The following is a 26,307-nucleotide window of genomic DNA, read 5'->3' on the forward strand; positions in this document are numbered from 1 at the left end:
TCGGCATCAAAGGCCAGGCCGCTGATGTCGTTGACGTCCATGCCCTGGCTGCCCAGGTCGACGCGGCGCAGTTCGGCGCCGGTACGGCTGACCTTGACCACCTGGCCGATGGTGTTGTAACTGCCGATCCAGAAATTGCCGTCGACCGGGTCGAGCGCGATGCCGGCGTGGCTCTGGATATTGAATGGAATGGCGAAGCGGGCAATTTCGGCGCCCGTTTGCGCATTCACTTCCACCATCTGGTTGGCCTGGTGCGACAGCAGGAACAGGTGGCCGCTGGCTGGATCGACCAGGCCCGCGGTGGCGTAATAGTTCTCAGGCATCACCAGGCGCGCGATCAGACTGCCGGTTGCCGGGTTGATGGCCGCCACGCTGTTGCTGCCGTTGTAAGGATAGCCTTCGAAGACCAGCAGGCTGCCGGCAGGCACATTCACGCCCGCCAGGTTGACCGCTTGCCCCAGGATCTGCAGGCCGGCGTAGTTGCCCGTGTACTGGTTGCCGCCGGCCGGTGTCAGGGTGATGGTTTGCAGCACCAGGCCAGTGGCCGGGTCGACCCGTAACAGGCGGCCGGGATTACTCGCGTCCATGGTCCACAAGGCGCCGCTGGTTGGGTCGAAAGCAACGTCGCCCAGCTGGCCGACGCCGGCGCTGTCGCTGCCCACGCGTACCGTGTTCAGGGCGATCGGGGCCGACGTGCCGCCGGCCGTGGTGAGGCTGACGCTGCCGGTGCCGTAGTGGTGCAGGGCGGCGCTGCCGAAGTTGACCTGGCCGCCGTACACATACACGCCGCGCGCCGGATCGTAGTAATAGCTCACGTCCGGCCCGGCGCCCGTCTGCGTGTCGGCAATGCTGCCGTTCGGGAAATCGTAACGCGTGGCGCCTTCGACCAGGCCGCTGCCGGTGAGCTGGTCGCCCGCGGCCGAAAAACGGGTCAGGGTCGGGACGATCTGCAGCAGCGGCTGGCTGGCCGAGCCGAACATTTGCAGCGAGAACACGCCGTTCGCCTCGAACGGCACCAGCAAGGTCGCCTGGGTACCGTCAGCACTGGCGGCAACCGGGCTGACACGCACCATGGCCGCAGCGCCGTTGTAGTCGGTATAGCGCAGCAAAATATCGCTGTCGGTGCTTAAACCCGTGCCGCGCAAGGTGATGGCCTGGCCCGGATTGGCCGAGGCCGTAGCGGCATCGGCCGGCGTGCCCGAGAAGGCGAGCGCCTGCACCGCGTCGAGGCTGGCGCTGAAACTGGCGCTCACGCCGCCGGCGGTCTTGACGCTGATGGCGCCAAATACGCCATTGGTTAGGGCAACGGTGATGCTGACCTGGCCGTTGACGTACTGCCCGGCGACGTAGTCGTAGACTGACTGCACGTCGGGCCCGGACGCGGTGCCGGTGTCGGTGATGACCTGGGCGCCGAAGCGGTATTCGCTCAGCGCTCCTTCGACAAAGCCGGCGCCGTGCAGCACCACGACGGCACTGCTGCCGTCCGCGCTGACCGATTGCACGTCGATGCTGGTAATGACGGGGATGATCTGGAGCGGGAAAGTACCGTCGGTAAAATCGGTACGGACCGCACCGACTTGCGAATAGACCACGGCGTCGCCGCTGACGGCGTCGCCCGGCAAGTTGAAGTAGGCAGTCCCGGTGGCGCTGTTGACGCGGGCAACCGGCACCACGACCGTGCTGACGGTGCCGTTGCTGTCGACAACCTTCACTTGCAACTTGGTGGTGGACGGATCGAACGGCACCGCCAGGCCGATTTGCTGGCCGGGGTTGGCCGACGGCGCGCTCGGGATGGCGGCAGTGCCGCTGGCGGCGCGGATGTCGCTGGCCGGGCGCACCGTAAAGCTGCGCACGATGGCCGAACCGTACTGGTTGCCGGCGCGGTCGGCCAGAATCGACGGCGCGATGCTCAGGCGGTACTCGCCGGGCGTGAGGAAGGTGTCGGCAATCACGCTGAGCGTCTGGCCGCGGTTGCGGCTGTCGAAGTGCAGGCCGATGACGGTGTCGTCGGCGGTGCCGAACTGGCCGTCGCTGCCGGCGCGCAGCAAGGTGGCGCCCGCCAAGTCCAGCTTGGCCGCATCGAGCGGCTCATCGAAAGTCAAATCGATCGAGCGGACGAAGAAGCGCCGCTCGCCATTGGCCACGCTGATCGACGCCAAGACCGGTGCGAAGGTGTCGGGCACCACCGCCAGCACGATCGGCGCCGACAGCGTGGTGTTGCCGCCGGTATCGGTGGCGCGCACTTGCAGCGTCATGCTGGTCCCGCCGCTGGCAATGGTGGGCGCCTGGGTGATCAGTTCCCACGGGAAGCTGGCGTCATTGGCCACGACCTGGCCGTTGACCAGCAGCTCGATATTGCGCACTTGCACGTCGTCGGCAATGGTCGGCCTGACGCTGACGGTGCGCCCTTCGAGCACCTGGATGCCGGGCGTGGCGGGGTCCACATCCACGGTGTCGACCGTGATCGACACGGTGGGGGCGACGCCCTTGGTATCGAAGGCGGCGTAGTTGACGATCTGCAGGCCGCCGCTGCCGTCGGCCACGAAGGCCAGGCCGTTGGCCAGCGCCAGGTCGCGCGGGGCGCCCGGCAGCAGGTACTGGGTGAGAAAGCGGTCGGTGCGACTCGGATCGGACACGTCCATCACATGGACCATGTTGCCGGCGCCGTTGATCGCGCCCACGCTCACGGCCAGGCCCGAACCGTTGGCGACGATGGCGCTGTTGACGATATTGGTGGCGTCTGGGTCGCTCAGCAGCACCAGGCTGGCCGGGTTGCTGACATTGACGGTGCTGAAACCCTGCTGGAAGCCGCCCACGCCGCCAATGTAGGCGACGCCGCCGCCCACGAACAGTTTGCCCCCGCCATTTGCCAATTGCAAGGCGCCGCGCGCGGTGAGCACGTCGCCGGTGACGCTGATGGCGCGCAGATGGCGGCTATTGTCCATCGTGTACAGCGTATTGCCGTCAAAGGCGAGGTCGGTCAGCGTGGTGCCGCCCAGTGCGCCAAGGTCGAGCGTGGCCAGCACGGCACCGGTGTTCAGGTCGACGCTGGCGAGCACTTTGCCGGTGGCGACGTAAGCAATGCCGTCGCGGATCTGGACGGTGCTCACGGCACCGGAGAAGGCGACGCTCTGGCGCAGCACGGGCGCGGACGGGTCGCGCACGTCGACCAGATGCAGGCCGGCGTAACCGGCGGCGACGGCGACGACGGCGCGCCCTTCGTCCACCGCCACGTCGACGCTGGTGCCGGGCAGGTCGAGCGCGGCCACCAGCACCGGCGCCGTAAAGCGCGAGGCGTCAATCACGGCCAAGCCGGCGCTGCCGGTGGCAACGTAGGCGGTCAGCGCGCTGCCATTGCCGGCGGCGCCCGCCACGGCCACTGCCTCGGCGGAACCGGCCAGGTTGACGGCGGCCAGGACGCCGGTCGGAATGGCCAGGTTACCCAGCGGGTTGATGCCCTGCTGGATCGAGGCGAAGTCGTTGATGCCATCCTTGTTGGTGTCGCCCTTGGCGGGATTGGAGCCGATGGCAAATTCGATATCGTCGGGCAGGCCGTCGAAGTCGGTATCGGCGGCAACGCTGGCGGCAAACACTAGGTTGCGCGTCAGGTCGGTCGGCTGCCCGGACGGACCGGTGGTGCCGGTGCGGTTGGCCAACAGGCCGGTGACGGGATCGAACACGGCCAGGTGGTAATCCTTGGACGATGGCAAGAAAAAGCTGAAGCGGCCATCCTTGCCGCTGACCGAACGCAGCGGATCGGCCTGATCCACCTGGATGGCGACATAGTCGTTGCCCCACTGGCCCACCAGGCGCGTTTCGACGCCGGTGGCGACCACGCCGGCGGTGACGCTCGGATGCTGGGCGTCATTGCTGGTGATGCGGATCTGGCCTTGCTGCAGGCCGAGCTTACCCGGCGTAAAACTGGCGCCGAAAGTAAAGCTTTCGCCGGTCTTGAGCGTGATCGGCGCGCCCGGCACGATGCCGGTCAGCTTGAAGGCGTCGGTGCCGGAAACGAGCGAAATGTCGGAAATGACCAGGTCTTGCGCACCCTGGTTGGTGATCACGTTGACCGAAGCGCGCGAAACGGTGCCGGCGTTGGCCACGGCGCCGCCCAGATTGTTTTCGGTCGCCGCGACCTTGATGGCAGGACCGGCGGCAATGCCGTTGCCCTTCAGCGTGACTTCCACCGTCTGGCCGCTGTCGGTAACGAACTTCAGGGTGCGGCTGAAGGCGCCGACCGTGAGCGGGTCGAAGGCGACGTGCAAGGTGGTGCTCTGGCCGGCGTCAAGCGTGCGGTCGGTGGCGGCCGCGTCGATGCTGATCTCGGTGTTGCCTGCGATGGCGTCGATGCTTTGCAAGGTGAGCGTGCCGGTGCCGATATTGCGCAGTGTCCAGTCGGCGCTAAAGCGTTGGCCGGCGGCGCCGTCCACGATCACGTTGCCCAGGTCATGCACGGCGCTGAGGACGGCGTTGTCTTCAGTCAGGATGGCCAGGGTCGGGGTAGCGAGCGGAGCGAGGCCGGGGCCGACGTCCGCGCTGCCGGTGCCAATGCTGTTGCCACCCCAGCCTGGATTGGCGGTCACGGCATTTTGATAGGCCAGGTAATAGGCGACCGCCTTGGCCGCTTCCTGCATCGTGTAGTTCATGTGCAGCCCCAGCTTGGCGGCGTCGGTGGTCAAGTTGAACTGCTGCGAATTGGTGGTGTACAGGCCCTGGCGCATGATATCGGTGGCGCCGCCCGCGACATAGGTCGTCGCCGAGTCGCCGGTGTGGAATAGTCCCAGATGGTGACCGATTTCATGCGCATTGTTCATGCCAAGCGCGAACTTCATATCGCTGCCGGCCGTCGTCACGCCATTTTCAAAGAAGTTATCGAGGTAAAAGACGATATTGCCCGACAAATTGTTGTTCACCAGCGCGGCCGCCCGGAACGCGAGCTCGGCCTTGCTGTAAGTGGCCGCATTGGTTCCCAGGGAGACCAGATCGGCCAGTCCGACGTCGGCAGCGGTCAGTGCGCCCGTGGCCCCACCGAGCTCGTCCTGCACGGGGTTCTCGACAAAGGAAACGTTGAGCACATTGGCGCCCGCACCGCCTTCGGCGATGCCCGGCGTCAAGCCACCGGCGGCGAACAGGGCCGCGGTCTGGGCGCTGATCGAGGCGAGCAGTGCATCACGCTCCGGCTTGGTATCGATGCGCAGGCGTTCGGCCGCGCTCACGCTCGGGAACGCGGCCGCATTGTCGGCGATTTTCTTGACCAGGGTCTCAAACGAGGCGGCGTTGAAGGCCCAGCCTTGCTTGTTGACTGCCGGGCCGCTGAGCGAAATCGATCCGGCCACGCCGCCATTGTCCGGGTTGGCGATCTGAATCGTCGTGTTTTGCGCGCCGATCGCCGTCTTGGGATCGAAGCTGACTTTCCCTGCCCCTTTGTCGTGCATAAAATTGGTGGCGTCGGCCAGCGTCATGGTAGGCGCCGCCGCCCCGGCCAGGATGGTCAAGGGAACCGAGCGCACCGAGGCGCCGGCGCCGTCGCTGATGGTCTGGCCGAAGGCGATCTTGCCGTCGCCATGCTGGTCGTCGGTGGTATCGACGAAACGATACAGGAAGTAGCTGGATTTTTCGGTATGGGTGGAGCCGTCGGACTTGCCCGTCACCTCGGTGATCGAAATCTTGCTGCCGTACAGACGGTTTTCTTCCAGTTGCTTGAGCCCGCCCGCGATCAGTTCGGTGTACGACTTGGCGCTGGCGCCAAAGGTCTTGGTTTCGCCCGTGCCGGCCTGCAGCGTGAACGTGGTGGAACTGAGCGCCAGCGAGCCGGACGCCTTCATGAAGTCGGCCAGCGGGCCGGAGACGTCAATCGTCACCGTGATGAACGGTTGCTTCTTGCCGGCCGGGTCGCCCGGGACCGGCGGGGTCGGGCAATTCGGGTCGACCGGCGGCGGCGGTGGCGTGTCCGGCAACTTGGCCGGCGCGCTCCAGCTCAAGGTGGAAAAGGTGCCCGCTTCGCCCAGCAGCAAGGGAAGCGTAACCGGGTCTTTCTGGTTGCTGGTGTCGGCCGGGGTTGGCGGCGGCGGCGGCGGCGGCGGGCTGTTGCCCACGCCGCAGTCGCCCGGCGGCGTGACGCCATGCCAGCCCGGCGCGGAAATGCCCGAACCTTCGTCCGAGACCACGCTCTTGCCGTCGGCGGAAACCGTGGCGGTGCCGTTAATGACCAGCATGCCGGTGGTGTGATCAAACGAGAGGATGTTCAGCTTGGTGCCGGCGGCGGCATTGAACACGTTCGGAAAACTGATCTGCACCGGCTGCGCAAAGGTGTCCACGCCCGGCGCTTGAATGGTGATGTCGAAGGTATGCTGCATCACGCCCGCGGGCAGCATGTCCTTGACCAGCGCCGGCGGCACCGTATTGATGCCGATCTTGACGTTCTGCATGACCTTGCCGTCAAAACCGATGGCGCTGCCCGGCGCCACTGTCAGCGACAGTGCGGATCGCTGCTGGTCGGTCAGGTTCGGCGCGGAGCGGGCGTCGACCGTGATCGTGGTCGGCGCGCTCTCGCTGACCGCCTGCATGGCCGACGATTGCACGCGCGGCAGATAGACTTCGGTGCGCTCGGCATTGGCGTCCTGCGCGTCGAGCGTGCCCATGCTGCCCATCAGCGTATTGTTGATGCCTGGCCGCAGATCGGCATCCATGACCATTTCCGGGAAAAACACGCCGGCAGGCGGATTGGTGGCGGTGCGCCCGTCGATGCCGACCTTGACGTGGCCGACCGGCAGATTGTCGAAGGAAAAGTTGCCGTTGGCATCGGTGAACGTGGTCAGGTCGGGCCGGCCGATGATGAACACGCGCGCATGCGCGATCGGCAGCTGGAACACGTCGTCCGGCGTGTGGATCACCCCGTCCGGACCGCGCCGCACGTCGTCAAAGGTCATCGGTTGCAGATCCGGACCTGGATCGACCACGCGTCCGGTCAAGCGGGTGCCGGCCACGCTGGTGGTGCTGACGGTGGAAAAGCTCCAGCTCAGTTCGCCGCCATTGGCGCCGTCGCCGTCGGCGTCGAGGAACAGGCCGTCCTGCGCGGCGCGGATGGCCGAGCCGTTCAAGTGCAAGGTGATGCTGCTGCCGCCCGGCATCGGGGTATTGAAGAACAGCCAGGCGAAGCTGCCGTCCAGGGCCGGCACGATGGTGGTGTCGAGTTTCACGCCGTCAGGACCGGTCGCGTAAAAGGTCTGGGCGTTCAAGGTCGCCACATTGACGGCGCGCGTAAAGTGCACTTGCGGGCGGAAGGTGGTGCCGATGTCGGCGCTGCCGTCACCCGGGGTCACGCCGCTCACGGCAAAAGCGCCCAGCGCGGTGATGGTGACGCTGCGCGAGAGGGTGCTGACGTTGCCGGCGCCGTCTTCGGTGCGCAGTTGCAGCGTGTGTTCGCCAAAGCCGAGGTTGCCAAGCGGGAGGGCCTGGTCGAAGTTGCCGGTGGCCGGGTCAAAGGTCAGCGACTTGCTGGCGCCGCCATCCACGGTGTAGTGCAAGCTGACAATGGCCGAACCGCTGGCGCCGGTGCTGCCCGTCAGGCGCGACGACGCGCTCAAGGCGTCTCCCGCAGCCAGGCTGGCCAGCGACAGGACCGGGGCCTTGGTGTCGAGCGTGAAGGCGCGGTTGTAGGCCGCGCTCAAATTGCCGGCGGTGTCGCGCGCCAGCAGGGAAACGGTGTGTTCGCCGTCGGCGCTGCCATTGAGCGCCAGCGCCGTGGTGACGCTGAACTTGCCGTCGGCATCAAAAACGACGTCGTGCAGGGCGCCGCCATCGATGCGCCATTGCAATGTGGCCACGCCCGACAAGTTGTCGAGCACCTGGCCGCTCAGCGTCAAGTTGGTGCTGGCCGCGTCCCGGGTGTCGCCCAGCACCACGCTTGGCGCCTGCGTATCCTGGCTCAAGGCAAAGCGCGCCAGCACTGCCGCGCCCACTTGCTTGCCCATTTCCTGGCCGGCCAGGTTGGAGTACTCGAAGTGAATGCCGCCGTAGATGCGGCTTTCGCCGGCCTCGTGCGCGGCCTGGTCGAAGCTGGTGTAGTTGCGCGTCACGCCCGGCAGGGTGGAACTGGTGGTGCTGAAGGATACATGCTCGCCAAAGGCGGCGTTCAGGATGCCGGCGGCAGCGGCGCTGAAGGTGGAGTGGCCGGACACGTATTCCGGGTGCGGCGGCGTGATCAAGAGTGGTTCCCAGGCGGCGTCCAGCGTGGTGCCGGCGTTGCCGTCCAGGTCGGCCTGCTGGATCGCGGTCACGGGACGCCAGGCGTCGTAGGTGTACTTGGTATCCCAGCAGGCAATTGCCGCATCGGCCAGCGCGACGTTCAGTTCGGCCATCAGGCGCGCATTGGCCGACAGGCTGTTGCCCTGGGCTGCGGCGACCTGGGCGGCGATCTGGTTCCAGTGGCCCGGCGGGGTAATGCTGCCGCCGCCGTCAGCCCAGAATTGGGCCTGCTGGGTCTGGTCGGCGGTGCGGGTGCTGCCGGTGGCAGCGCCCAGCGCGCGGGTTTTCTCAAGCGAGGCCGCGTATTCGGCCGAATCGAGCGACGGCGGCGGCGGCGCGCGCAGCTGGTCGCTGGAAGCGAGCACGAAGGGCGTGACGTCTTGCCATTGCGGGTCTTGCGAGACCATGTACAAGGGCCCCGTGGGGCGCCACTTGCCCAGCTCGTCGGTGCCGTCGTCGGTGGCATAATCGAGGTAACCATCGCTGGCGCGGATGGCCAGCACGGCTTCGGCGATGCTGTTGCCCAGGGCAATGCCGGCCGTCTTGGCGGCGCCGGCGGGAACGCTGGCCAGGCTGGCGGCAAGCGCGGCGTCAAAGTTGGCGCGCTGGCCCGGATAGAGCTGGTACAGCACGCGGTAGGCGGCCTGCGCCACGGCGGCCTCGGCCGAAACGGGACCGGTCACGCTTTGCTTGACCAAAAACGCCGGTGTGCCTTCGATGGCAGCTAAGACATCGTAGACGGCAATGCTCTGGATGGCCAGCATGCGCGTGGCTACCGTCGGGTTCGACACGTCCAGCTTGATGGCGCCAAGCGCAATGGCATTCCAGGCCAGCACCGGATCTTGGTGCTGCTGGGCGACGCGGGTCAGGGTGCGGGTCAGGGTGGCGCTGTTGCCGGCGGCGTCGGTGGCGCTCAAGGTGAGGACGTTATCGCCCGGCGCCAAAGCGACGCCCGGCAGCACGAAGGTGCCGCCGGCGCCAACCACGGTGCTCAGGTTCTGGCTGGCCAGTGTGATGGTGGCGCCGATCTCGGCCTGGCCCTTGATCTGGGCGAAGGCGGCGCCGGTCTGGCTGCCGCTGTCATTGCTGGCGTCGGCCGCCGCAAAGGCGAACGAGGCAATGGCCGGGGCCGTGCTGTCATAGGTAAAACTCAGGTCGAACGGGGCCGACTGGTTGCCGGCCGCGTCCGTGGCGCGCAGGCGCAGCGTGTGGCTGCCCGCGTTCAGCGCACCGCCGGCAAGGCTGGCCAGTTGGGCTGCGCTGAGCAGGAAGGTGCCGTCGGCCTGCATGCTGGCGCTAATGTCTTGATTGGGCATCGCGCCGCCAATCGGGTCCAGGATGGCGCTCAGGCCAACCACCTTCACGTTGTCGCTGGCGCTGCCGCGGATGGCCGGGTTGCTGGTAATGCGGTCGCTGGCCGAGCTGCCGGTGTCGACCGCGAGCGCGGCGCTTACGGTGGGCAAGGTGGCGTCGCCGCCGCCGGTGCTGGTCCGGGTGATGGTGACGCTGCGCTGGGACACATTGCCGGCGGCGTCGAACAGCGACACCGACAGCACGTTGGCGCCGAGCGTCAGGGCAATGCCATCGAAGCGGAAACTGCCGTCGGCGCCGGCTTGCACTTGCGCGCCGGTGGCGGTCAAGACCACCTGCGCCAGCGCTTCGCCCACGCCTTGCAGCGAGACGATCGCGCTGGTGGTCTGCTGGTCGCCGGCGGCGCCGCTGTCGGAGTCGGGAGCCAGGTCGAGCGCGGTGACGGTAGGCGCGGCGCGGTCGAGCGTGAAGACGACGTCGGTCGGGGCCGAACGGTTGCCGGCCGCGTCGAGCGCGACCACGCGCACGCTGTGCACGCCGTCGTTGAGCGTGCCGCCGCCCAGGCTGGCCAGTTGCGTGGCCGTCAGCAGGAAGCTGCCGTCGCCCTGCAGGGCGAAGCTGACGTCGGTGGTGGGCAGCGCCGCGCCCACCGGATCGAGCGCGGCGCGCAGGACGGTGGCGCCCTTGGCGTCGAGTGCGGAGCCGGCGATGGCCGGGTTGGACGTGAGCCGGTCGCTGGCGCTCGCGCCCGTGTCGCCGGCCAGGCGCGCGCTGACGGTGGGCGCAACGCGGTCGCCGGGCTGGGTGCCCAGTTGCGGCAAGGTCGTGGGATTGACCGTGGCGCCGTTGACGCTGACGGTGGCGGGAAAGCCGGGCGCCAGGATGCGGCTGGCGCTGTCGAGCGCGCCGCCAATGTACAGTTCCTGGATCTTGTTGGCAGCGGTGCCGAGTAGAACATCGTCGCCATCGTTGAAACTGCCGTTGACGGGGTTGACGCCGACCATGAAGGTGCTGCCGCTGACGGCGCCGGTAATGCGCACGCGCCCGAGCGTGCCGGCGCTGAAGGTGTCGGCCGCGCTGCCGGTGCCGCCCAGGACGCCATCGCTGCCCAGGTCGGCGCCCACGAGCACGGTGAAGTTGCGGGCCGAGCCAACCACCTGCAGCATCTGCAGGCTGGCCGCCGCCAGCAGGCCGCCAACGTCGCCGGCCACCACCAGTTGACTTAATGCGCCCTTGACATTGGCGCGCCAGAGAGCGTCGCTGCTGCCGAAAGCGATATTGCCGGCGCGGCCGGCGATCGACCAGACGCCGGCGCCGACGCTGCCGCCGACCTTGACATTGCCCAATACCAGCAAACCGGCGCCGGCGCCGGACAGGATTAGGTCGCTCGTGAATTGGCGCTCGACCGTCAGGCTGTTCAGGCCGCCGGCCTGGAACATGGCGCCCTTGGTGGCGGAAGCGGTCCAGGAACCGAGCTTGACGGTGTTGGCGACCTGGCTGGTATTGACCCGCACGCCGCTGAAGTTTCGCGCGCTAATGTCGAGTAGACCGCTGCCGCCGGTGACGATCTGCGCATTGGTGGCGTCGCCCAGGACCAGCGTGCGCAAGGCGCCGCTGACGGTTATGGCGCCGGTCAGGTCGGCCGTGGCGGCGCTGAACGACTTCATTTCTCCCGCCACGTCCAGCGCGGCCAGTGCCATGCGACCGTCGCCGCCGCTGGTGGTGGCGCTCAATTGGGTGGTGGCGTCGCTGCCGCTGACCGCGATCGTGTAGCCGGCGGCGCCTTCGGTGATGATGGCCGTGCCTTTGCCGGCCATGGTCAGGACGATGCGGGTGCCGTCGGCGTCCGTCAGGGTCAGCGAGGGAACCGGACCGGCGGCAGTCGCGCCGATGGTCCAGCTCGGCAGCTGGCTGGCGAGGCTGGCCGCGCCGTACCGGTGCACCTCGCTGTCGACAAACGATAGCGGATTGCTAAACTCCGGCAAGGCGGCGCGCTGCGGCGTGCCGCGGATGGTGACGCCGGCGCCGTCGCCCAGTTCATTGCTGGCAAGCAATCGCGTGGTCGCGGCCGGATTGACGTCGCGGTCGATGTCGGTGGGCGACATCGACGAGCCGTCCAGGTTGGCCGACAGCAAGATGCGCGGCTCGAGCGCTTCGAACTTGAACAGCGCCGGCGCGGCGTCCTGCGGCGCCTGGCGCAAGCGCGCGATCAGGCTGCGCGCCCCGGCGCCGCACGAGCGCAGATTGTGCCACATCCAGCCCGACAGGCGATTGAGCATGCGTGCCAGCAGACGGCTGACGAGCGCGTTGCGGAAGGTGGACGAACCACGGGACGAACGACGGGACGTACGACGGGATGCGCGACGGGTCATGAAGACTCTCCACTAGGATTGGAATCGGAATTTTGCGACACAAGCATCCTGGCGCCGGCGCGAGCCGGCACAAGATGACGAAGAAGGGTGGCCGAAAGGCCTGCAGGCAACTGGTCAAAAGACCAGCGGGTTGATCAGAGGGCGCGGCGTCTCAGGCGCTGGCGTTGGCCGGCAAGCAAAAGCGCGCCGAGCACCAGCAGCAGCGCGGCGGGCGGCTCGGGAATCTGGGCGACCAGCGGCGCGGTCTGGCCCGCGCCGGTAATATCGAAATTGGCGTTGAAAAACTCGAAGTGCTGGCTGCCCGGCAAAGCGCTGCCGAGATAAGTGAATTCAACCTCGAAGCTGTTCGTTACACCGGTCATGTCGATCAGTGCCAAGAAATTGATGATGCCGTCCAGGCCGGCGAAAGCATCGGGCTGGGTGGTCGTGTCGAACCAGTCGGCGCTGCTGCTGGTGACGAGCAGGTCGGCAAATTGTGCGTGATCGTAAAACAGCGTGAAGCCGCCGCCGGCTTGAAACGCGTCGCGCGTGCTATAGCTGAGCTTCATGCGATCGGCTTGCCCCGGCGCGTCGACAATATCGCTTGCCTCGTAGGTTGGCGTTGCAAGAGCATGGTGGCTCGACAACGCCAGCACGACGCTCATGAACAACGTCGATAACAGCTTGGTAGCTTTCATTAAATTCCCCGTACGAATCAGCAAATATCGATTAATCGGTCCGAGTGCGCCTCCATCGCCACTTGGTACAGGTCCCAGGCCAGGCGCGGCAGACCGGACAGTCCCGGCGAAACACGTGCAATTTCGCCAATCTTTGTCCGATATGATTATGATAATGGACGATCGTGCAGTCAAGAAAAATTGGAATTCTTTTGTACGATTTATCCTACAAGGATATTATCTGTGACATTTTCAGCGTCGGGCCCATCCATTAACTCTGGAAATTAACTATGTTGAGACAATTGGCGCGCTTTTGATAAGGTAAATATTCCATCGGCGGCCGGGTTTGATTATGTCGTTGCGGGGGCGGGGACAGGGTCGGCGTCGCAGATCCGGTCGCGGCCCGCAGCCTTGGCCTGGTACAGGCGGCGGTCGATCCGGTCCAGGAAGCGATCCGGGTGGTCCAGCGGGCCGGGCACGATGCTGCCAACGCCCAGGCTGACGGTCACGATGGGCGCGACCGCCGAACGGGCATGGGCAATGTTTTGTTGTCCCAGTAATTTGCGGCAGCGCTCGGCCAGGTTGTGGGCCGCTTCGCGGTCCGTGGCCGGCAGCAGCAACACGAATTCCTCGCCGCCCAGGCGCGCGCACAGGTCGCGCGAGCGCGAGGCGCTGCCGTCCATGGCCTGGGCCACGCGGCGCAGGCAGTCGTCGCCTTGCATATGGCCATAATGATCGTTGTACTGTTTGAAGTAATCGATGTCGATCACGACCAGCGACAGCGGCTCGCCGGTGGCGCGCGCCTTGGCCCATTCGATCGGATACATGGTGTCGAACATGCGCCGGTTGGCCACGCCCGTCAGGCTGTCGCGGTAGGACAGCACTTCCAGTTCGCGCTGCAGCTGCAAGATCTTGTCTTCGGCCCGCTTGCGCGCGGTAATGTCGAACATGAAGCCGACCAGCGCCTCGACGCTGCCATCCGGACGCCGCAGCACGTGCACCACGTCGCGGATCCAGACCTCGTCGCCATCGCGCGTCAAGGCCCGGTAGTCGGCTTCGTGGTCGATGCCCTGCTGCGATTGCGCGACACAGAAATCCACCGTTTTCTTGCGGTCTTCCGCGTGGATGCGCTCGGCCCAGTCGTCCACCGACAACCAGCTGTCCGGGCGCCAGCCAAGCAGTTGTTCGATCTGCGGGCCGATATAGGTGAAGCGCATCGTAGCCCAGTCGATTCGCCAGGGTATCGCTTGCGTCGATTCGAGCAAGGTGCGATAAACGCCGGGATCGTCGCCAGCGACGGGCATGGAAGCGGGGAGTGTTGTGGCCATGGGGTAGCGCGTTGGGGAGAGATAGGGTTTTTTACTGGAAACACACTCTGCCGTCAATCGATTTAATTGACGGCAGGCATGAACGGGAGCGGCCGCACTTACTTGACGCGCCGCTTTTCGAGCTTGCGCGCCAGCGTACGCCGGTGCATGCCCAGCTGGCGCGCCGCCTCCGAGATATTGAAATTGGACTCGGCCAGCACTTCATGGATGCGTTCCCACTCGAGCGTCTTGATCGAGGTCGGCCGTTCGGTCAAGGCCAGCTCCACGCTGCCGTCGATCTGGCCGAAGGCGGCCTCGATATCGTCACTGTTGGCAGGTTTCGCCAGATACTGGCGCGCCCCGAGCTTGATGGCGTCAACCGCCGTGCCGATGCTGGCAAAGCCGGTCAGCACCACGATCGACATGGCCGCATCGTGCGCATGCAGCAGTTGAACGCAAGCCAGGCCCGACTGGGCGCCGGCCAGCTTCAGGTCGACCACCGCAAAACCGGGCGAATGCGACTGCAGCAGCGCGACCGCCTGCTCGAAACTGGCAGCGTGCAGCACCTTGTAGCCGCGCCGCTCGAACGAGCGCGCCAAGGTGCGCGCAAGGGCGTCATCGTCCTCGATGATCAACAAAATGCGATCAGAGGACATCTGCGTCTCCCGGCTCGCAGGCGATGGCTGCCAGCGGCAGGCACACGCGCACCAGGGCACCGCCCTGCTCAAGGTTGTGCGGGTGGACGGTGCCGCCCAGCGTGCGCGCCACGTTCACCACCAAAAACAGGCCAAGGCCGCCGCCCGGGCGCCCCTTGGTCGACTGGTAGGGCGTGCCGAAGCGCTCCAGCATCGCGGGCGCGAAGCCCGGGCCCCGGTCCGTCACTTCCAGCGTGAGCATGCCGCCATCCTCTGTTGCGACCAGGCACAGCCAGTCGGGCGAGGCTTCCAGCCCATTTTCCAGCACGTTCCAGATCATTTGCTTGAAGGTCGAGTCGGACACCACGGCGACGTCGCGCACGATCCGGTTTTCGTAGACAAAAGCGGCGCCGGGGCGCGCGGCGCGCCATTCGGCAACCAGCTGGTCGAGAAAGACCTTGATGCTGGTCCTGGCTGATGCTTCGCCGCGCGCTTCGCCGGCCGACATCAGAATGCCGCTGACGATGCTCTTGCAGCGCATCAGCTGCGCCTGCATTTCGCCTATCTCGGCCAGCAAGTCGGGGTTGCGGGCAAATTCTGGCATGCGGCGCCAGTCGCCCAGAATGACCGCCAGCGTTGACAGCGGCGTGCCCAGTTCGTGCGCTGCGCCGGAAGCGAGCAGGCCCATGCGAACGATGTGTTCCTCTTCCACCGCGCGCTGGCGCAGCGTGGCAAGCTGGGCGTCGCCGGCGCGCAGGTTGCCGCTGATGCGGGTAATGAAGATGGCCAGCAGCACGGCATTGAGCGCCACGCTGATCAGGATGCCCTGGATGTACAGGCTCTTCAAGCCATGCTGGTAGTCGAGCGGCAGCGCCAGCGGTTTGGCGAACGCTGTCAGCAATGCCAGGCACAGGCCCACCACGCCGACGATGGTCCAGGTGCTCCAGGGCGCCAGCAGCACGGCGCTCAGGATCACCTGCAGCAGGTACAGGAACACGAAGGGATTGCTCATGCCCCCGCTTAGGGAGAGCTGGGCGGTCAGGCTGGCCACGTCCATCAGCAGCGCCAGGAATACCTGGCTGTTGGTGACGGTGGTTTCTTCGTGCCAGCGCAAGTGGCTGAACAGGTTAAAGGCGATCAGGCAGGCGAGCACCTGCAGCATGGGTGCGAGCGGCAACTGCACGCCCAGGCCGAGCGTGACGGTGGCGATGGTAGTGATCTGGCCGAGAACGGCAATCCAGCGCAGTTCGATCAAATGACGCATATTGCGGTAGCCGGGCGCGTGGCGTGACGGCGCGGCGGTCAGCGGCGCCTGTCGCCAGGCGGCCTGTCCGATGGTTCGATACATGGTCCAGCCCTTTAGCTTGTCTTGGTATGGCCGCTGCGCGCAATTAACGCGCAGCCGCCGGCAGCCATCAAGCTTAATGCAAACCAGGTAATCGCGTACACCAGGTGCTGATTGTTAAATGCAATCACGGTCAGGCCGCCGACCGGCGAACCCTGCGCAGCCGTCTGCGCGGCATCCTGGTCGAGAAAATAGGGCGCCACCGGCCCCAGGCCGCGCGCCGCTGCAATGGCCTGCACATGGCGCGTGTACCAGCGGTTGGCCGTCGGATTATTGTCGCGAAGGAAAGGTTTGTCGCGCTCGCTCATGCGCAGCAAGCCCGTGATGCGCACCTGATCGCCGCCTGCGGGCGGTGCGCTGCGCGCTGCGATGAAGCCGCGGTTGACCAGCACGGTCGTGCCATCGTTGCAGCGAAAGGGGGTCAGCAGCCAGTAGCCGGGGCCGAGCACGGTGGACGCTTGCACGGGCGTGGCGCCCTGGTCGAGAAAGCGACCTTCGAGGCGCAAGTGGCGGTATTCATCCTTGTCCCGCGCCAGCTGCGGCCAGCGGGACGGGGCGGGCGCGGGGGAGGGCGCGGCGTGCACGCGGGCATCGACCTGCGCAATGAGCGCCGTCTTCCACTGCAGGCGCTGCACCTGCCACACGCCCAGCGCGAACAAGAGGGCGCTGAACACGGCCATGCACAGCGCCGCGCAAAAGCGCGCGCGGCGCGAGCGGGTCATGGGGTGTCGGCATGCATGATCTGGTTCATCATGCCCGGCATCATGTTGTGGTTGAGGTGGTACATGACCCAGATCGAGCCACTGAGCATGATCACCAGCAGCATGAAGGTAAACAGCAGGGCCAGCATCGACCAGCCGTCCTCGGCCTTGGTGTTCATGTGCAGGAAGTACACCATGTGCACCACGATCTGCACCGCCGCCAGGGCCAGCAAGACAAAGCCGGCGGTGGCCGAGTTGCCAATGACCTTGCCCATCACGAGCCAGAACGGAATGGCTGTGAGGATCACGGCCAGCACAAAGCCGGTGACATAGCCGCGCAGGGTTGAATGGGGGCCGCTGGCAGCGTGGTGGTGGTCATGGTCGTGGTCGTGGTCGTGCCCGGGACCGGTATTTTCGTGCAACGGCGCGCTCATGGCAGCACTCCCATCAGGTAGACAAAGGTAAAGACGCCGATCCAGACAACGTCGAGGAAGTGCCAGAACATCGACAGGCACATCAGGCGGCGGCCGTTTTCCGGCGTCAGGCCGTGCTTGGCCAGTTGCGCGATCAAGGTCACCAGCCACACGATGCCAAAGGCGACGTGCAGGCCGTGGGTGCCCACCAGGGCGAAGAAGGCCGTCAAGAAGCCGCTGCGCTGGGGACCGGCGCCTTCGCCGATCAGGTGCACGAACTCGAACAGTTCCAGGCCGATGAAGCCGGCGCCCAGCAGACCGGTGATGCCTAGCCAGACCAACGTGCGGCGCAGACGGCGCTGCTGCATCTCGATCATCGCAAAACCGTAAGTGATCGAGGAGAGCAGCAGCAGCGACGTGTTGAGCGCCACCAGCGGCAAGTCGAACAGTTGCGCGCCAGTGGGGCCGCCCGCGTAGTTGCGCCCCAGTACGGCGTAGGTGGCGAACAGCGCGGCAAACACCAGGCAGTCGCTCATCAGGTAGATCCAGAAGCCCAGCAGCGTGCCGTTCTCGGGATGGTGTTCGCGCACGTAAAAGCGTGCGCTTGGGTCAGCGTCGGGGGAGGGGAGCGTAAGATCAGACATGGCTATCCAACATCAGGGAGCGAAGGTGTTCAGTACGGACGACCTGCTCGGCCGGAATGAAATAATCGCGTTTGTAATTAAAGGTGTGAGCGATCACGGCGGCCACCATGGCAAAGGCGCCGACTGCAGCGAGCAGCCACATGTGCCAGATCAGCGCGAAGCCGACCGCACCGCTCAGCACAGCGATGATGAAGCCGGCGCCCGTGTTTTTCGGCATGTGGATGGCCACGAAATTGTCGCGCGGACGCGCATAGCCGTTCGCCTTCATGTCGGCCCAGGTGTCGTTGTCGTACACCTTGGGCGTGAACGCAAAGTTGTAGTCGGGCGGCGGCGACGAGGTCGACCATTCGAGCGTGCGGCCATTCCACGGGTCGCCGGTAACGTCGCGCAGCGCTTCGCGGTTGCGGTAGCTGACCACGAACTGCATCAGCATCGAGGCAATGCCCAGCGCCACCAGTACGGCGCCAAACGCGGCGACGATGAACCAGATCTGCAGCGAGGGATCGTCAAAGTGGCTCACGCGCCGCGTCACGCCCATCAGGCCCAGGACATACAGCGGCATGAAGGCAAGGTAAAAGCCGATCACCCAGAACCAGAACGAGCACTTGCCCCAGAATTCGTCGAGCTTGTAGCCGAAGGCTTTCGGGAACCAGTAGTTAATGCCCGCAAATACTCCGAACACGACGCCGCCAATGATCACGTTGTGGAAGTGGGCGATCAGGAACAGGCTGTTGTGCAGCACAAAGTCGGCCGCAGGCACGGCCAGCAGCACGCCGGTCATGCCGCCGATGACAAAGGTGATCATGAAGGCGATCGTCCACAGCATCGGCAGCTCGAAGCGGATGCGCCCGCGGTACATGGTAAACAACCAGTTGAAGATCTTGGCCCCGGTCGGAATCGAAATGATCATCGTGGTGATGCCGAAGAAGGAATTGACCGACGCGCCCGAACCCATGGTAAAGAAGTGGTGCAGCCACACCAGGTAAGACAGGATGGTGATCACCACGGTGGCGTAGACCATCGAGGTGTAGCCGAACAGGCGCTTGCCCGAAAAGGTGGAGACGATTTCGGAAAACACGCCAAACACGGGCAGGATCAGGATATAAACTTCCGGGTGGCCCCAGATCCAGATCAGGTTCACGTACATCATGGCGTTGCCGCCAAGGTCATTGGTGAAAAAGTGGGTGCCGACCATGCGGTCGAGCGAGAGCATGCCCAGCACGGCGGTGAGGACCGGGAAGGCTGCCACGATCAGCACGTTGGTGCACAGGGCGGTCCAGGTAAAGACGGGCATTTTCATCAGCGTCATGCCGGGTGCGCGCATCTTGACGATGGTGGCAATCAGGTTGATCCCCGAGAGCAGCGTGCCCACCCCTGCGATCTGCAGCGACCAGATGTAGTAGTCGACCCCGGGGTCGGGGCTGGCCATGATGCCCGACAGCGGCGGATAGGCCAGCCAGCCGGTGCGGGCAAATTCGCCCACGAACAGCGAGACCATGGTCAGGCCGCCGCCGGCGGCCGTCATCCAGAATGAAAAATTGTTCAGGAACGGGAAGGCGACGTCGCGCGCGCCGATCTGCAGCGGCACCACGTAGTTCATCAGCCCCGTCACGAGCGGCATGGCGACGAAGAAAATCATGATCACGCCGTGCGCGGTGAAGATCTGGTCGTAGTGGTGCGGCGGCAGAAAGCCGGCGTTGTCGCCAAAGGCCATGGCTTGCTGGGCGCGCATCATCAAGGCGTCAGCAAAGCCGCGCAGCAGCATGACAATGCCGAAGATGATGTACATGATGCCGATTTTCTTGTGGTCGATACTGGTGACCCAGTCGCGCCACAAGGGGCCCCACAGACGGTAATAGGTGAGCGCGCCGAGCGCGGCAGCGCCGCCAATGGCGACCATGATGAAGGTCGCCATCAGGATCGGCTCGTGGTAGGGAATCGCTTCCCAGCTCAGGCGCCCGAGCAGCGGCATGGTCTGATCAATGTTGTTTTGCATGGTTTGCCTCTACGGAAACGGGGGGCTTGATGCACACGCCATCAATGCCCGATTGCGCCAGTTGACCAGATGGCGCGACTGCGTTGTGCTGGCTCATCATGTGGCTCATGCACATGGCGCCGGGTTCGACGCAACGTTCGACGATGGCGTCGAACAAGCCGGTTTCTGCCGCGCCAAAGTGGCGTACGGCGTCTTTTTGGCTCGGTTTTTCAAGTTGCAGATAGGCGGCCCGGTCGAGCGTAGCGCCGGCCGCCTTGACCGAACTGACCCACGCTTCAAAGGCGGCCGCGTCCTTGCCATGGAATTTGAACCGCATGTCCGAAAAACCCGCGCCACTGTAGTTGGCCGAGAAGCCCTCGTACACGCCAGGCTTGTTAATGACCGCGTTGAGCGTGGTCTGCATGCCCGGCATGGCATAGATCTGGCCGGCCAGCGCGGGCACATAGAAGGAATTCATGACGGTCGAGGCGGACAGCTTGAAGCGCACCGGCACGTCGACCGGCGCCACCAGTTCGTTGACCGTGGCGATGCCAAGCTCCGGATAGATGAAGAGCCATTTCCAGTCGAGCGCGACGACTTCGACGATCAGGGGCTTGACGTCGGCAGGGATGGGGCGGGTGGCGTCCAGGCGGCTGAGCGGACGGTACGGGTCGAGCACGTGGGTACTAATCCACGTAACCAGGCCAAGCGCAATGATGATCAACAGGGGCGCGCCCCAGATCACCAGTTCGAGCCCGGTCGAATGGTCCCAGTCGGGCAGGTAGGTGGCCGACGTGTTGCTGGAGCGATAACGCCACGCGAACACGATGATCAGCACAATCACCGGCACGATGATGAGCAACATCAGGAAGGTGGACACGACAATCAGTTGCGCCTGCTGGGCAGCAATGTCGCCCGAAGGCTTCATGACCACGGTGTTGCAGGCGCACAGAAGTGCCAACGGTGAAAGCAACATGACACGGCGAATGAGGGGGGCAATCATGCGATTACATTTTCTGGTGAGTCAAGCTTCGTACTCTACCCAAGTGCGTCGCGCAAGGCGATTGGACAAATTGTCCTACCCCCCCTTCCAGGGCCCGCGCACCAATGGACAAACGGTCCTGCTTTGGTGCATGATGAGGTCAAGCCGCCGCATGGCCAGCCCAACCAGAACAAGCAGGAGAACCATCATATGTCCACCACCCCTTCCGCCGCCCCTTCCGCTGCCCCTTCCACTGCCCCCTACGGCGCCGATGCCGGCGCGCTCAGCGCCGACGCGCGCCGCATCAACGCCGACCATGGCGCCATCTCGCCGGGCGAAATTGCCGTCGGGGTGGTGATCGGGCGCGCGTCCGAGTATTTTGACTTCTTTGTTTTTGCGATCGCCTCGGTGCTGGTGTTTCCGTCGGCGTTTTTTCCCTTCGCCGACCGCCTCACCGGCACCCTGTACGCCTTTGTCATTTTCTCGTTCGCGTTTATTGCGCGCCCGATCGGCACCGCCTTGTCGATGGCGATCCAGCGCCGCTACGGGCGCGAGGTCAAGCTGACCACTGCGCTGCTGCTGCTTGGTATTTCCACGGCCGGCATCGCCTTCCTGCCGACCTACGCCCAACTGGGCACCAAGGCAATTGTGCTGCTGTCGGTGCTGCGGGTCGGCCAGGGGCTGGCGCTGGGCGGATCGTGGGATGGCTTGCCGTCCTTGCTGGCCTTGAATGCCCCGGCCGACCGGCGCGGCTGGTACGCCATGCTCGGCCAACTCGGCGCGCCGGTGGGTTTTCTGATTGCCGCCGGCGTGTTCTGGTATTTGCTCTCCAACGTCACCAGCGCCGATTTCCTCGACTGGGGCTGGCGCTACCCGTTCTACGTCGCCTTTGCGATCAACGTGGTAGCCCTGTTCGCGCGCCTGCGCCTCATTTCAACCAATGAGTATGCGCACTTGCTCGAAGACAAGGAACTGCAGCCAACGCCGTTCGGAGAAATGTCGCGCAACCAGGGCCGCAATGTATTTATTGGCGCACTGGCCGCGCTGGCCAGCTATGCGCTGTTCCACCTGGTGACGGTGTTTCCGCTATCCTGGATCATGCTCTATTCGGCGCGGCCGGTAACCGGTTTTCTGGTCATTCAAATGGTCGGTGTCGCGCTGATGGCGCTTGGCGTGGTGGCCTCGGGCTGGATTGCCGACCGCATCGGGCGCCGCACCACGCTGGGCACGCTGGCCGTGCTGATCGCCGTATTCAGTTTCTTTGTGCCGACCCTGATGAGCGGCGGTGTGCAGGGCCAGGACTTGTTCATCCTGATCGGCTTCACGCTGCTCGGGCTGTCGTATGGACAGGCCTCGGGCGCCGTGACCGCCAATTTCCCGGCCCGCTACCGCTATACGGGCGCGGCCATCACGTCCGACCTGGCGTGGCTGGTCGGCGCCGGCTTCGCGCCGCTGGTGGCGCTGGCGCTGGCCGCCAAGTTCGGTCTGGTGTATGTGGGCTTGTATCTGCTTTCCGGTGCCGTCTGCTCGCTGGCTGCGCTCAGCCTGAATCGCGCGCTCGATATACGCGATTGAAATTCGGGATCAGATGCGCGATTGAAGTTGCCGGGAGCAGTCAAGGCGCCAGCTGCGACCAGCACTCCCGGTACGCGCCGTCCGGATCATGTTCGGCCGTCTGTTTGTCGACATTGAAGCGCCGACCTCCGCGCGGATCTGTTCCGCGCCCGGCGAGGTAAAGCCAGTTGCCCTGGTTGCTATACACGTCGTAATCGATCAGCTGCGATTCGAACCAGGCTGCGCCTGCGCGCCAGTCGCCGCCAAGGTCGTAGATGAGGTAGCTGGCCACCACCTGGCGCAAACGGTTGCTCAGGTATCCGGTGGCCATCAGTTCGCGCATGGCGGCGTCAACCAGCGGCTGGCCCGTTCGCGCCAGGCGCCAGCGCTCGAAACCGCGCTGGTTGTGCGGGCCCAAGGGCGCTTGCCCGAGTCCGCGCGCGCCATACAGCCGTGCGCCATACTGCAAGTGCAGCAAGCGGAAGTAGTCGCGCCATAGCAATTCAAACCACAGCCAGTAGCTGCCGTCGCTGGCGCCATGGATGGCCTCGTACTGGTTCAGTTCGGCAACGATGCGCCGGGCCGACAGCGCGCCCGTCGCCAGCCAGGGCGACCATTTACTGGAGTAATCCAGTCCCATCAACTGATTACGCGTTTGCTTGTAACTGTCCGGTAGCTTGCGGGCCAGATAGCGGGCAAGGCGGGCCAGTCCCGCGGCTTCTGCGCCATCGAGCATCTGGCCACCGGCCAGCGATGAGCGGGGATCGGGCGGCCCGTCGTTGCCGCCTAGCGACGCCGCTGCGGCGACCAAATGCGCCGGTATTGCGCGATGTGCAGGCCAGGGCGGCAGTGTTGACGGCGGCGCCAGCGGTGCCGGCGGACGAAGGCCTGCCTTTTCCAGTCGTTGCCGGTATTGCGTGAACGACGCCGGCAAATCCTTCGACTCCCACGGCAATTGCGCCGGATCGACCAAACTGCTTTGCCACACGGTCTTAACGGTGAGGCCAGCGGCCCGCAGCGCGGCAATTTGCGCCTGTTCTTCTGGCGCCGCAATGTCTTCGCACACAATGCTGCCGGCTCCGACTGCCCGGGCAAGGAGCGGCAGGGTGGTGGCAGCCGGTCCGGTGCATACCAGCAGCGGACAGTTCAGTCTGGCCAGCTGGTCGCTAAGCGCGCGCACTGCGCCGCCCAGCCAGGCGCGGCGCTGCGGTCCGATGCGCGCAAAGCCCCAGCCGCTTTGCTCTTCCAGATCCGGCAGGCAGAACACCGGTATGAGAAAGCGCGTGTCGATTCCGCAAGCGGCGTGCAGTGCAAGCTGGTCGTGCAGGCGCAAGTCATTGCGGAACCAAAAGATAAGAGTGCTCATCAGGCAAGCCGTCCCATCGCACAGGCACTCACGCTCTCTTGGCCCACACCATGCACCATCCTTTTGCATTGACCAACTTGCCGGCAAAAGCCGCGCACGGGGCGGCGGCGTCGCCGGCTTTGCCCGCATACAGCTGGCAGCCGCTGCAAACTTGACCTTTGACATAATTCGCATATTTCTTGGTGTCGACTTTAGTCGCATCGGCCTTGTAGCCAAGCGCTGTGGCGGCCGGGTCGGTTTCCGCCAGCGCGACGGCGCCTTCTGCGGGGGTAAGGCCAAGCGCCAGCGCGCCGGCGGGAATGGCGCTGAGGAAAAAGCGGCGGGTTGTCATGATCATTCCTTTCAAAGAGAGTGAACTGGAATTGTACCGAGGTGCGTTGCGCGTTCGTGCGGCCGCGCCCGATTATATCCGCTATAATGCACGGAATTACGGTTCAATAGCGGTTCATCATATGAGCAACTCAGCATCAGCAGATCTGCGGCCCGACGCCGGCGCGCGCTATCGCAGTGGCACAGCTGCCAGGCTGGCCGGTTTGCCGGTCGAGACCTTGCGCGTGTGGGAGCGGCGCTACGGCATTTCAGACACCCTCAGGTCCGAGCATGGACAGCGTTTGTACTCTCAAACGCAGGTAGACAGGCTCAGGCTGCTGAAACAGCTGGTCGACCAGGGGCATGCCATTGGCGCTCTGGCGCAACTGAGCGCCGATCAGCTCGCGCGCCTGCCGCAGCGGCCAGCGGCAGGCACGCCGGGCGCGGCGGTGCGCGTGGCATTGGTGGGGCGCCCGCTGGTGCAGCGTCTCGCCTCCAGCGAAGGCCTTGTTCCCGGCCTGGACATCGTCGCCGAATGCGCGCTGCTGGGTAGTGCGCCAGCTGCGCTGGCGGGGGCCGACATCGACGTGCTGCTGGTGGAAATTGCCGAACTCGACGACACGGCTGTCCCGGCGATAGCGGCGCTGCGCCTGCAGATGGGCGCGGCCGTGGTGGTTTTGTACCGTTTTTGCTCCAGCGCGACGATTCGTCAGCTGCGCGCCTTGGGGTGCCTGGTAGCCCGCACGCCAAGCGACGCGGGCGAAGTGGTGCTGCTGTGCGAGGCGGCCCGGCCAATGCCCGCTGTGCCGCCTGCCGCGAGCGCGCCGCCGGCGGCAGCGCCCGCCACGCGCCGTTTTGACGATCACGCGCTGGCCGAACTGGGCGCGGCGCGCAGCAGCATCCATTGCGATTGTCCGCGCCATTTGTCGGATATTTTGCTGCAGCTAAACAGTTTCGAGCGCTACAGTGCCCAATGCGCCCAACGCACCCCGGCCGACGCGCAGCTTCACGAAGATATCAACCACGCTGCCGGCGCCGCCCGCGTGCTGCTGGAAGCGGCGCTTGAGCGCCTGGCGCGCGCCGATGGCTTGCCGCTGCCGGCCGGCTGGTGAGCACACCCACGCGTATTGTTTATCAACCCAGGTGTCAATATGGACCACACTATTACTGAACCACGTCACATCGCCGTCGTTGGCGCCGGTATCGCCGGATTGTCCTGCGCGACGGCGCTGCAGCACTCGGGCTACCGTGTCAGTGTGTTCGACAAGGCGCGCCAGAGCGCAGGGCGCATGAGCACGCGCCGCGGCGACGGCTGGCAATGCGACCACGGCGCCAGGTTTTTCACCGCCGAGCATCCCGGCTTTCGGGCGGAACTGGCGCGCTGGGAGCGGGCCGGCGTGGCCGCGCCGTGGTACCCGGCAGTGCGGCGCTTTGGCGCGGACGGCAGCAGCGCTTCGGTGGCGCCCGCCGAGCGCTATGTCGGCACGCCCGGCATGAGTGCACCGGCTGCCTGGCTGGCCGCTGCACTGGCGGTGCACACCGAACAGGCCGTCAGCGCCTTGGCACGCGACGCGCACCGCTGGCGCCTGCTGGGGCAGGGCGCCGCATTGCCGGCGTCCCGTTTCGATGCGCTGGTGCTGGCGCTGCCCGCACCGCAAGCGGCAGCGCTGCTGCGCGACGCGGCACCAAGGCATGCGGCGCTGGCCGCGAGCGTGACGATGCAGCCTTGCTGGGCCGTGCTGCTGCAGTACCCGGCGCCGTTGGCGCTTGGTTTTGACGCCGCCGAGCTTGAAGGCGGGCCGCTGTGCTGGGTTGCGCGCGACAGCGCCAAGCCTGGCCGCGATGGCGGCGAGAGCTGGGTGCTGCACGCCAGCGCCGAGTGGAGCGAAGCGCACATCGACGCCGACCCCGACGCAGTCGCTGCCCAATTGCTGGCCGCGTTTGCCGCGCTGGGCGCGCCGCTGCCGTCGGCATGGCGCGCGCATCGCTGGCGCTATGCCGGAGCGGCGCCGGCGCGCACCGATGGCTGCATCTGGGACGAAGGCAATGGGATCGGTTTGTGCGGCGACTGGCTCAACGGCGGCACCGTCGAGGCGGCCTGGCTGAGCGGGCGCCAGCTGGCGCACCGGATTGCGAGCTGTTGACGCGGCAATGCCCGTCGATCCCGGCGCTAAAGCTTGGGGTATGAGGTGCAGTGAAACGGTTATGGAAAGCTTCGCATAGACGTTCTTATGAACGACTGTTCAGCGCCTATGCAGTGGGCTGGATAGGATTACCGGCGAAGGCGCGTTGCAGCACCTCCAGCATGCCGTGGCCCTGCTTTCGCAGCGTATCGAGGCGGGAGCGAATGACGCAGAAATTTTCAGCGCCGTCGACGGTGCGGAAGCAGCCTGAAATCTTTTGCTTCACCTTGGGCATGCGCACGGCGCGTTCAGCCACGTTGTTGGTGAACGGGACGGCGAGATCGCGAATGAACAGCAGGATGGCATC

At 65.4% G+C, this 26,307-nt stretch carries 16 protein-coding genes; 3 read left to right on the forward strand and 13 right to left on the reverse strand.

Annotation, left to right across the window (positions count from 1 at the left end; translation table 11 throughout):
* From ACP7D4_RS25745 to cyoA, 10 genes are all read right to left on the reverse strand, one after another.
* Positions 1–11,930: Ig-like domain-containing protein (locus tag ACP7D4_RS25745; protein ID WP_426212151.1), on the reverse strand; the 11,930-nt coding region annotated here is incomplete at its 3' end.
* Between the two features lie 134 nt (positions 11,931–12,064).
* Complete coding sequence (locus ACP7D4_RS25750) at positions 12,065–12,607, reverse strand: hypothetical protein (RefSeq protein WP_426212152.1); 543 nt, start codon at positions 12,605–12,607, stop codon at positions 12,065–12,067.
* A 329-nt stretch (positions 12,608–12,936) separates the two neighbouring features.
* Complete coding sequence (locus tag ACP7D4_RS25755) at positions 12,937–13,914, reverse strand: diguanylate cyclase (protein ID WP_426107651.1); 978 nt, start codon at positions 13,912–13,914, stop codon at positions 12,937–12,939.
* A 98-nt stretch (positions 13,915–14,012) separates the two neighbouring features.
* The gene (locus ACP7D4_RS25760) at positions 14,013–14,549 is read right to left on the reverse strand and encodes a response regulator transcription factor (protein ID WP_426107650.1); all 537 of its coding nucleotides are present in this window, start codon (positions 14,547–14,549) and stop codon (positions 14,013–14,015) included.
* On the reverse strand, positions 14,539–15,876 hold the full coding sequence (locus tag ACP7D4_RS25765) for an ATP-binding protein (RefSeq protein WP_426212154.1): 1,338 nt from the start codon (positions 15,874–15,876) through the stop codon (positions 14,539–14,541). Before ACP7D4_RS25765 ends, ACP7D4_RS25760 begins: the two co-directional genes overlap by 11 nt.
* An 11-nt stretch (positions 15,877–15,887) precedes the next feature.
* Positions 15,888–16,595 (reverse strand): SURF1 family protein, encoded by a 708-nt coding sequence (locus tag ACP7D4_RS25770; protein WP_426212156.1) that lies wholly within the window; start codon positions 16,593–16,595, stop codon positions 15,888–15,890.
* A complete protein-coding gene (gene cyoD, locus ACP7D4_RS25775; protein ID WP_426212157.1) occupies positions 16,592–17,008 on the reverse strand; it encodes a cytochrome o ubiquinol oxidase subunit IV in 417 nt (138 codons plus the stop codon). The genes ACP7D4_RS25770 and cyoD overlap by 4 nt, the downstream gene beginning before the upstream one ends.
* Positions 17,005–17,631, reverse strand: coding sequence for a cytochrome o ubiquinol oxidase subunit III (gene cyoC, locus ACP7D4_RS25780; RefSeq protein WP_426212160.1), 627 nt, complete (start codon positions 17,629–17,631; stop codon positions 17,005–17,007). Before cyoC ends, cyoD begins: the two co-directional genes overlap by 4 nt.
* The gene (cyoB, locus tag ACP7D4_RS25785; protein WP_426107645.1) at positions 17,624–19,627 is read right to left on the reverse strand and encodes a cytochrome o ubiquinol oxidase subunit I; all 2,004 of its coding nucleotides are present in this window, start codon (positions 19,625–19,627) and stop codon (positions 17,624–17,626) included. Before cyoB ends, cyoC begins: the two co-directional genes overlap by 8 nt.
* Positions 19,611–20,609, reverse strand: coding sequence for a ubiquinol oxidase subunit II (gene cyoA / locus ACP7D4_RS25790; protein WP_426107644.1), 999 nt, complete (start codon positions 20,607–20,609; stop codon positions 19,611–19,613). Before cyoA ends, cyoB begins: the two co-directional genes overlap by 17 nt.
* Before the next feature lie 189 nt (positions 20,610–20,798).
* Between cyoA and ACP7D4_RS25795 the strand changes: the two genes are divergently transcribed.
* Positions 20,799–22,163: an MFS transporter gene (locus ACP7D4_RS25795; protein WP_426212162.1), complete on the forward strand. Its 1,365-nt coding sequence runs from the start codon at positions 20,799–20,801 to the stop codon at positions 22,161–22,163.
* Positions 22,164–22,203: 40 nt separating this feature from the next.
* On the opposite strand, the gene ACP7D4_RS25800 is transcribed toward ACP7D4_RS25795, so the two are convergent.
* Positions 22,204–23,508 (reverse strand): DASH family cryptochrome, encoded by a 1,305-nt coding sequence (locus ACP7D4_RS25800; protein ID WP_426212165.1) that lies wholly within the window; start codon positions 23,506–23,508, stop codon positions 22,204–22,206.
* 28 nt (positions 23,509–23,536) lie between these two features.
* Positions 23,537–23,845 carry a high-potential iron-sulfur protein gene (locus ACP7D4_RS25805; protein ID WP_426107641.1) on the reverse strand — a complete coding sequence of 103 codons (309 nt, stop codon included), beginning with the start codon at positions 23,843–23,845 and terminating at the stop codon, positions 23,537–23,539.
* Positions 23,846–23,960: 115 nt separating this feature from the next.
* Here ACP7D4_RS25805 and ACP7D4_RS25810 point away from each other — a divergent pair, with 115 nt between their 5' ends.
* Together ACP7D4_RS25810 and ACP7D4_RS25815 are read left to right on the forward strand one after the other, a co-directional pair.
* On the forward strand, positions 23,961–24,929 hold the full coding sequence (locus ACP7D4_RS25810) for a MerR family transcriptional regulator (protein ID WP_426212167.1): 969 nt from the start codon (positions 23,961–23,963) through the stop codon (positions 24,927–24,929).
* Between the two features lie 39 nt (positions 24,930–24,968).
* Entirely contained in the window at positions 24,969–25,961 is a 993-nt protein-coding gene (locus tag ACP7D4_RS25815) for an NAD(P)/FAD-dependent oxidoreductase (protein WP_426212169.1), read from the forward strand.
* A gap of 106 nt (positions 25,962–26,067) precedes the next feature.
* Here the strand turns inward: ACP7D4_RS25815 and ACP7D4_RS25820 are convergent.
* On the reverse strand, positions 26,068–26,307 hold a 240-nt coding region (locus tag ACP7D4_RS25820; protein WP_426212171.1), incomplete at its 5' end, for an IS66 family transposase.

The organism is Massilia sp. TWP1-3-3, from assembly GCF_049897805.1.
In the GTDB taxonomy this organism is placed as follows: Bacteria; Pseudomonadota; Gammaproteobacteria; order Burkholderiales; family Burkholderiaceae_D; genus Telluria_A.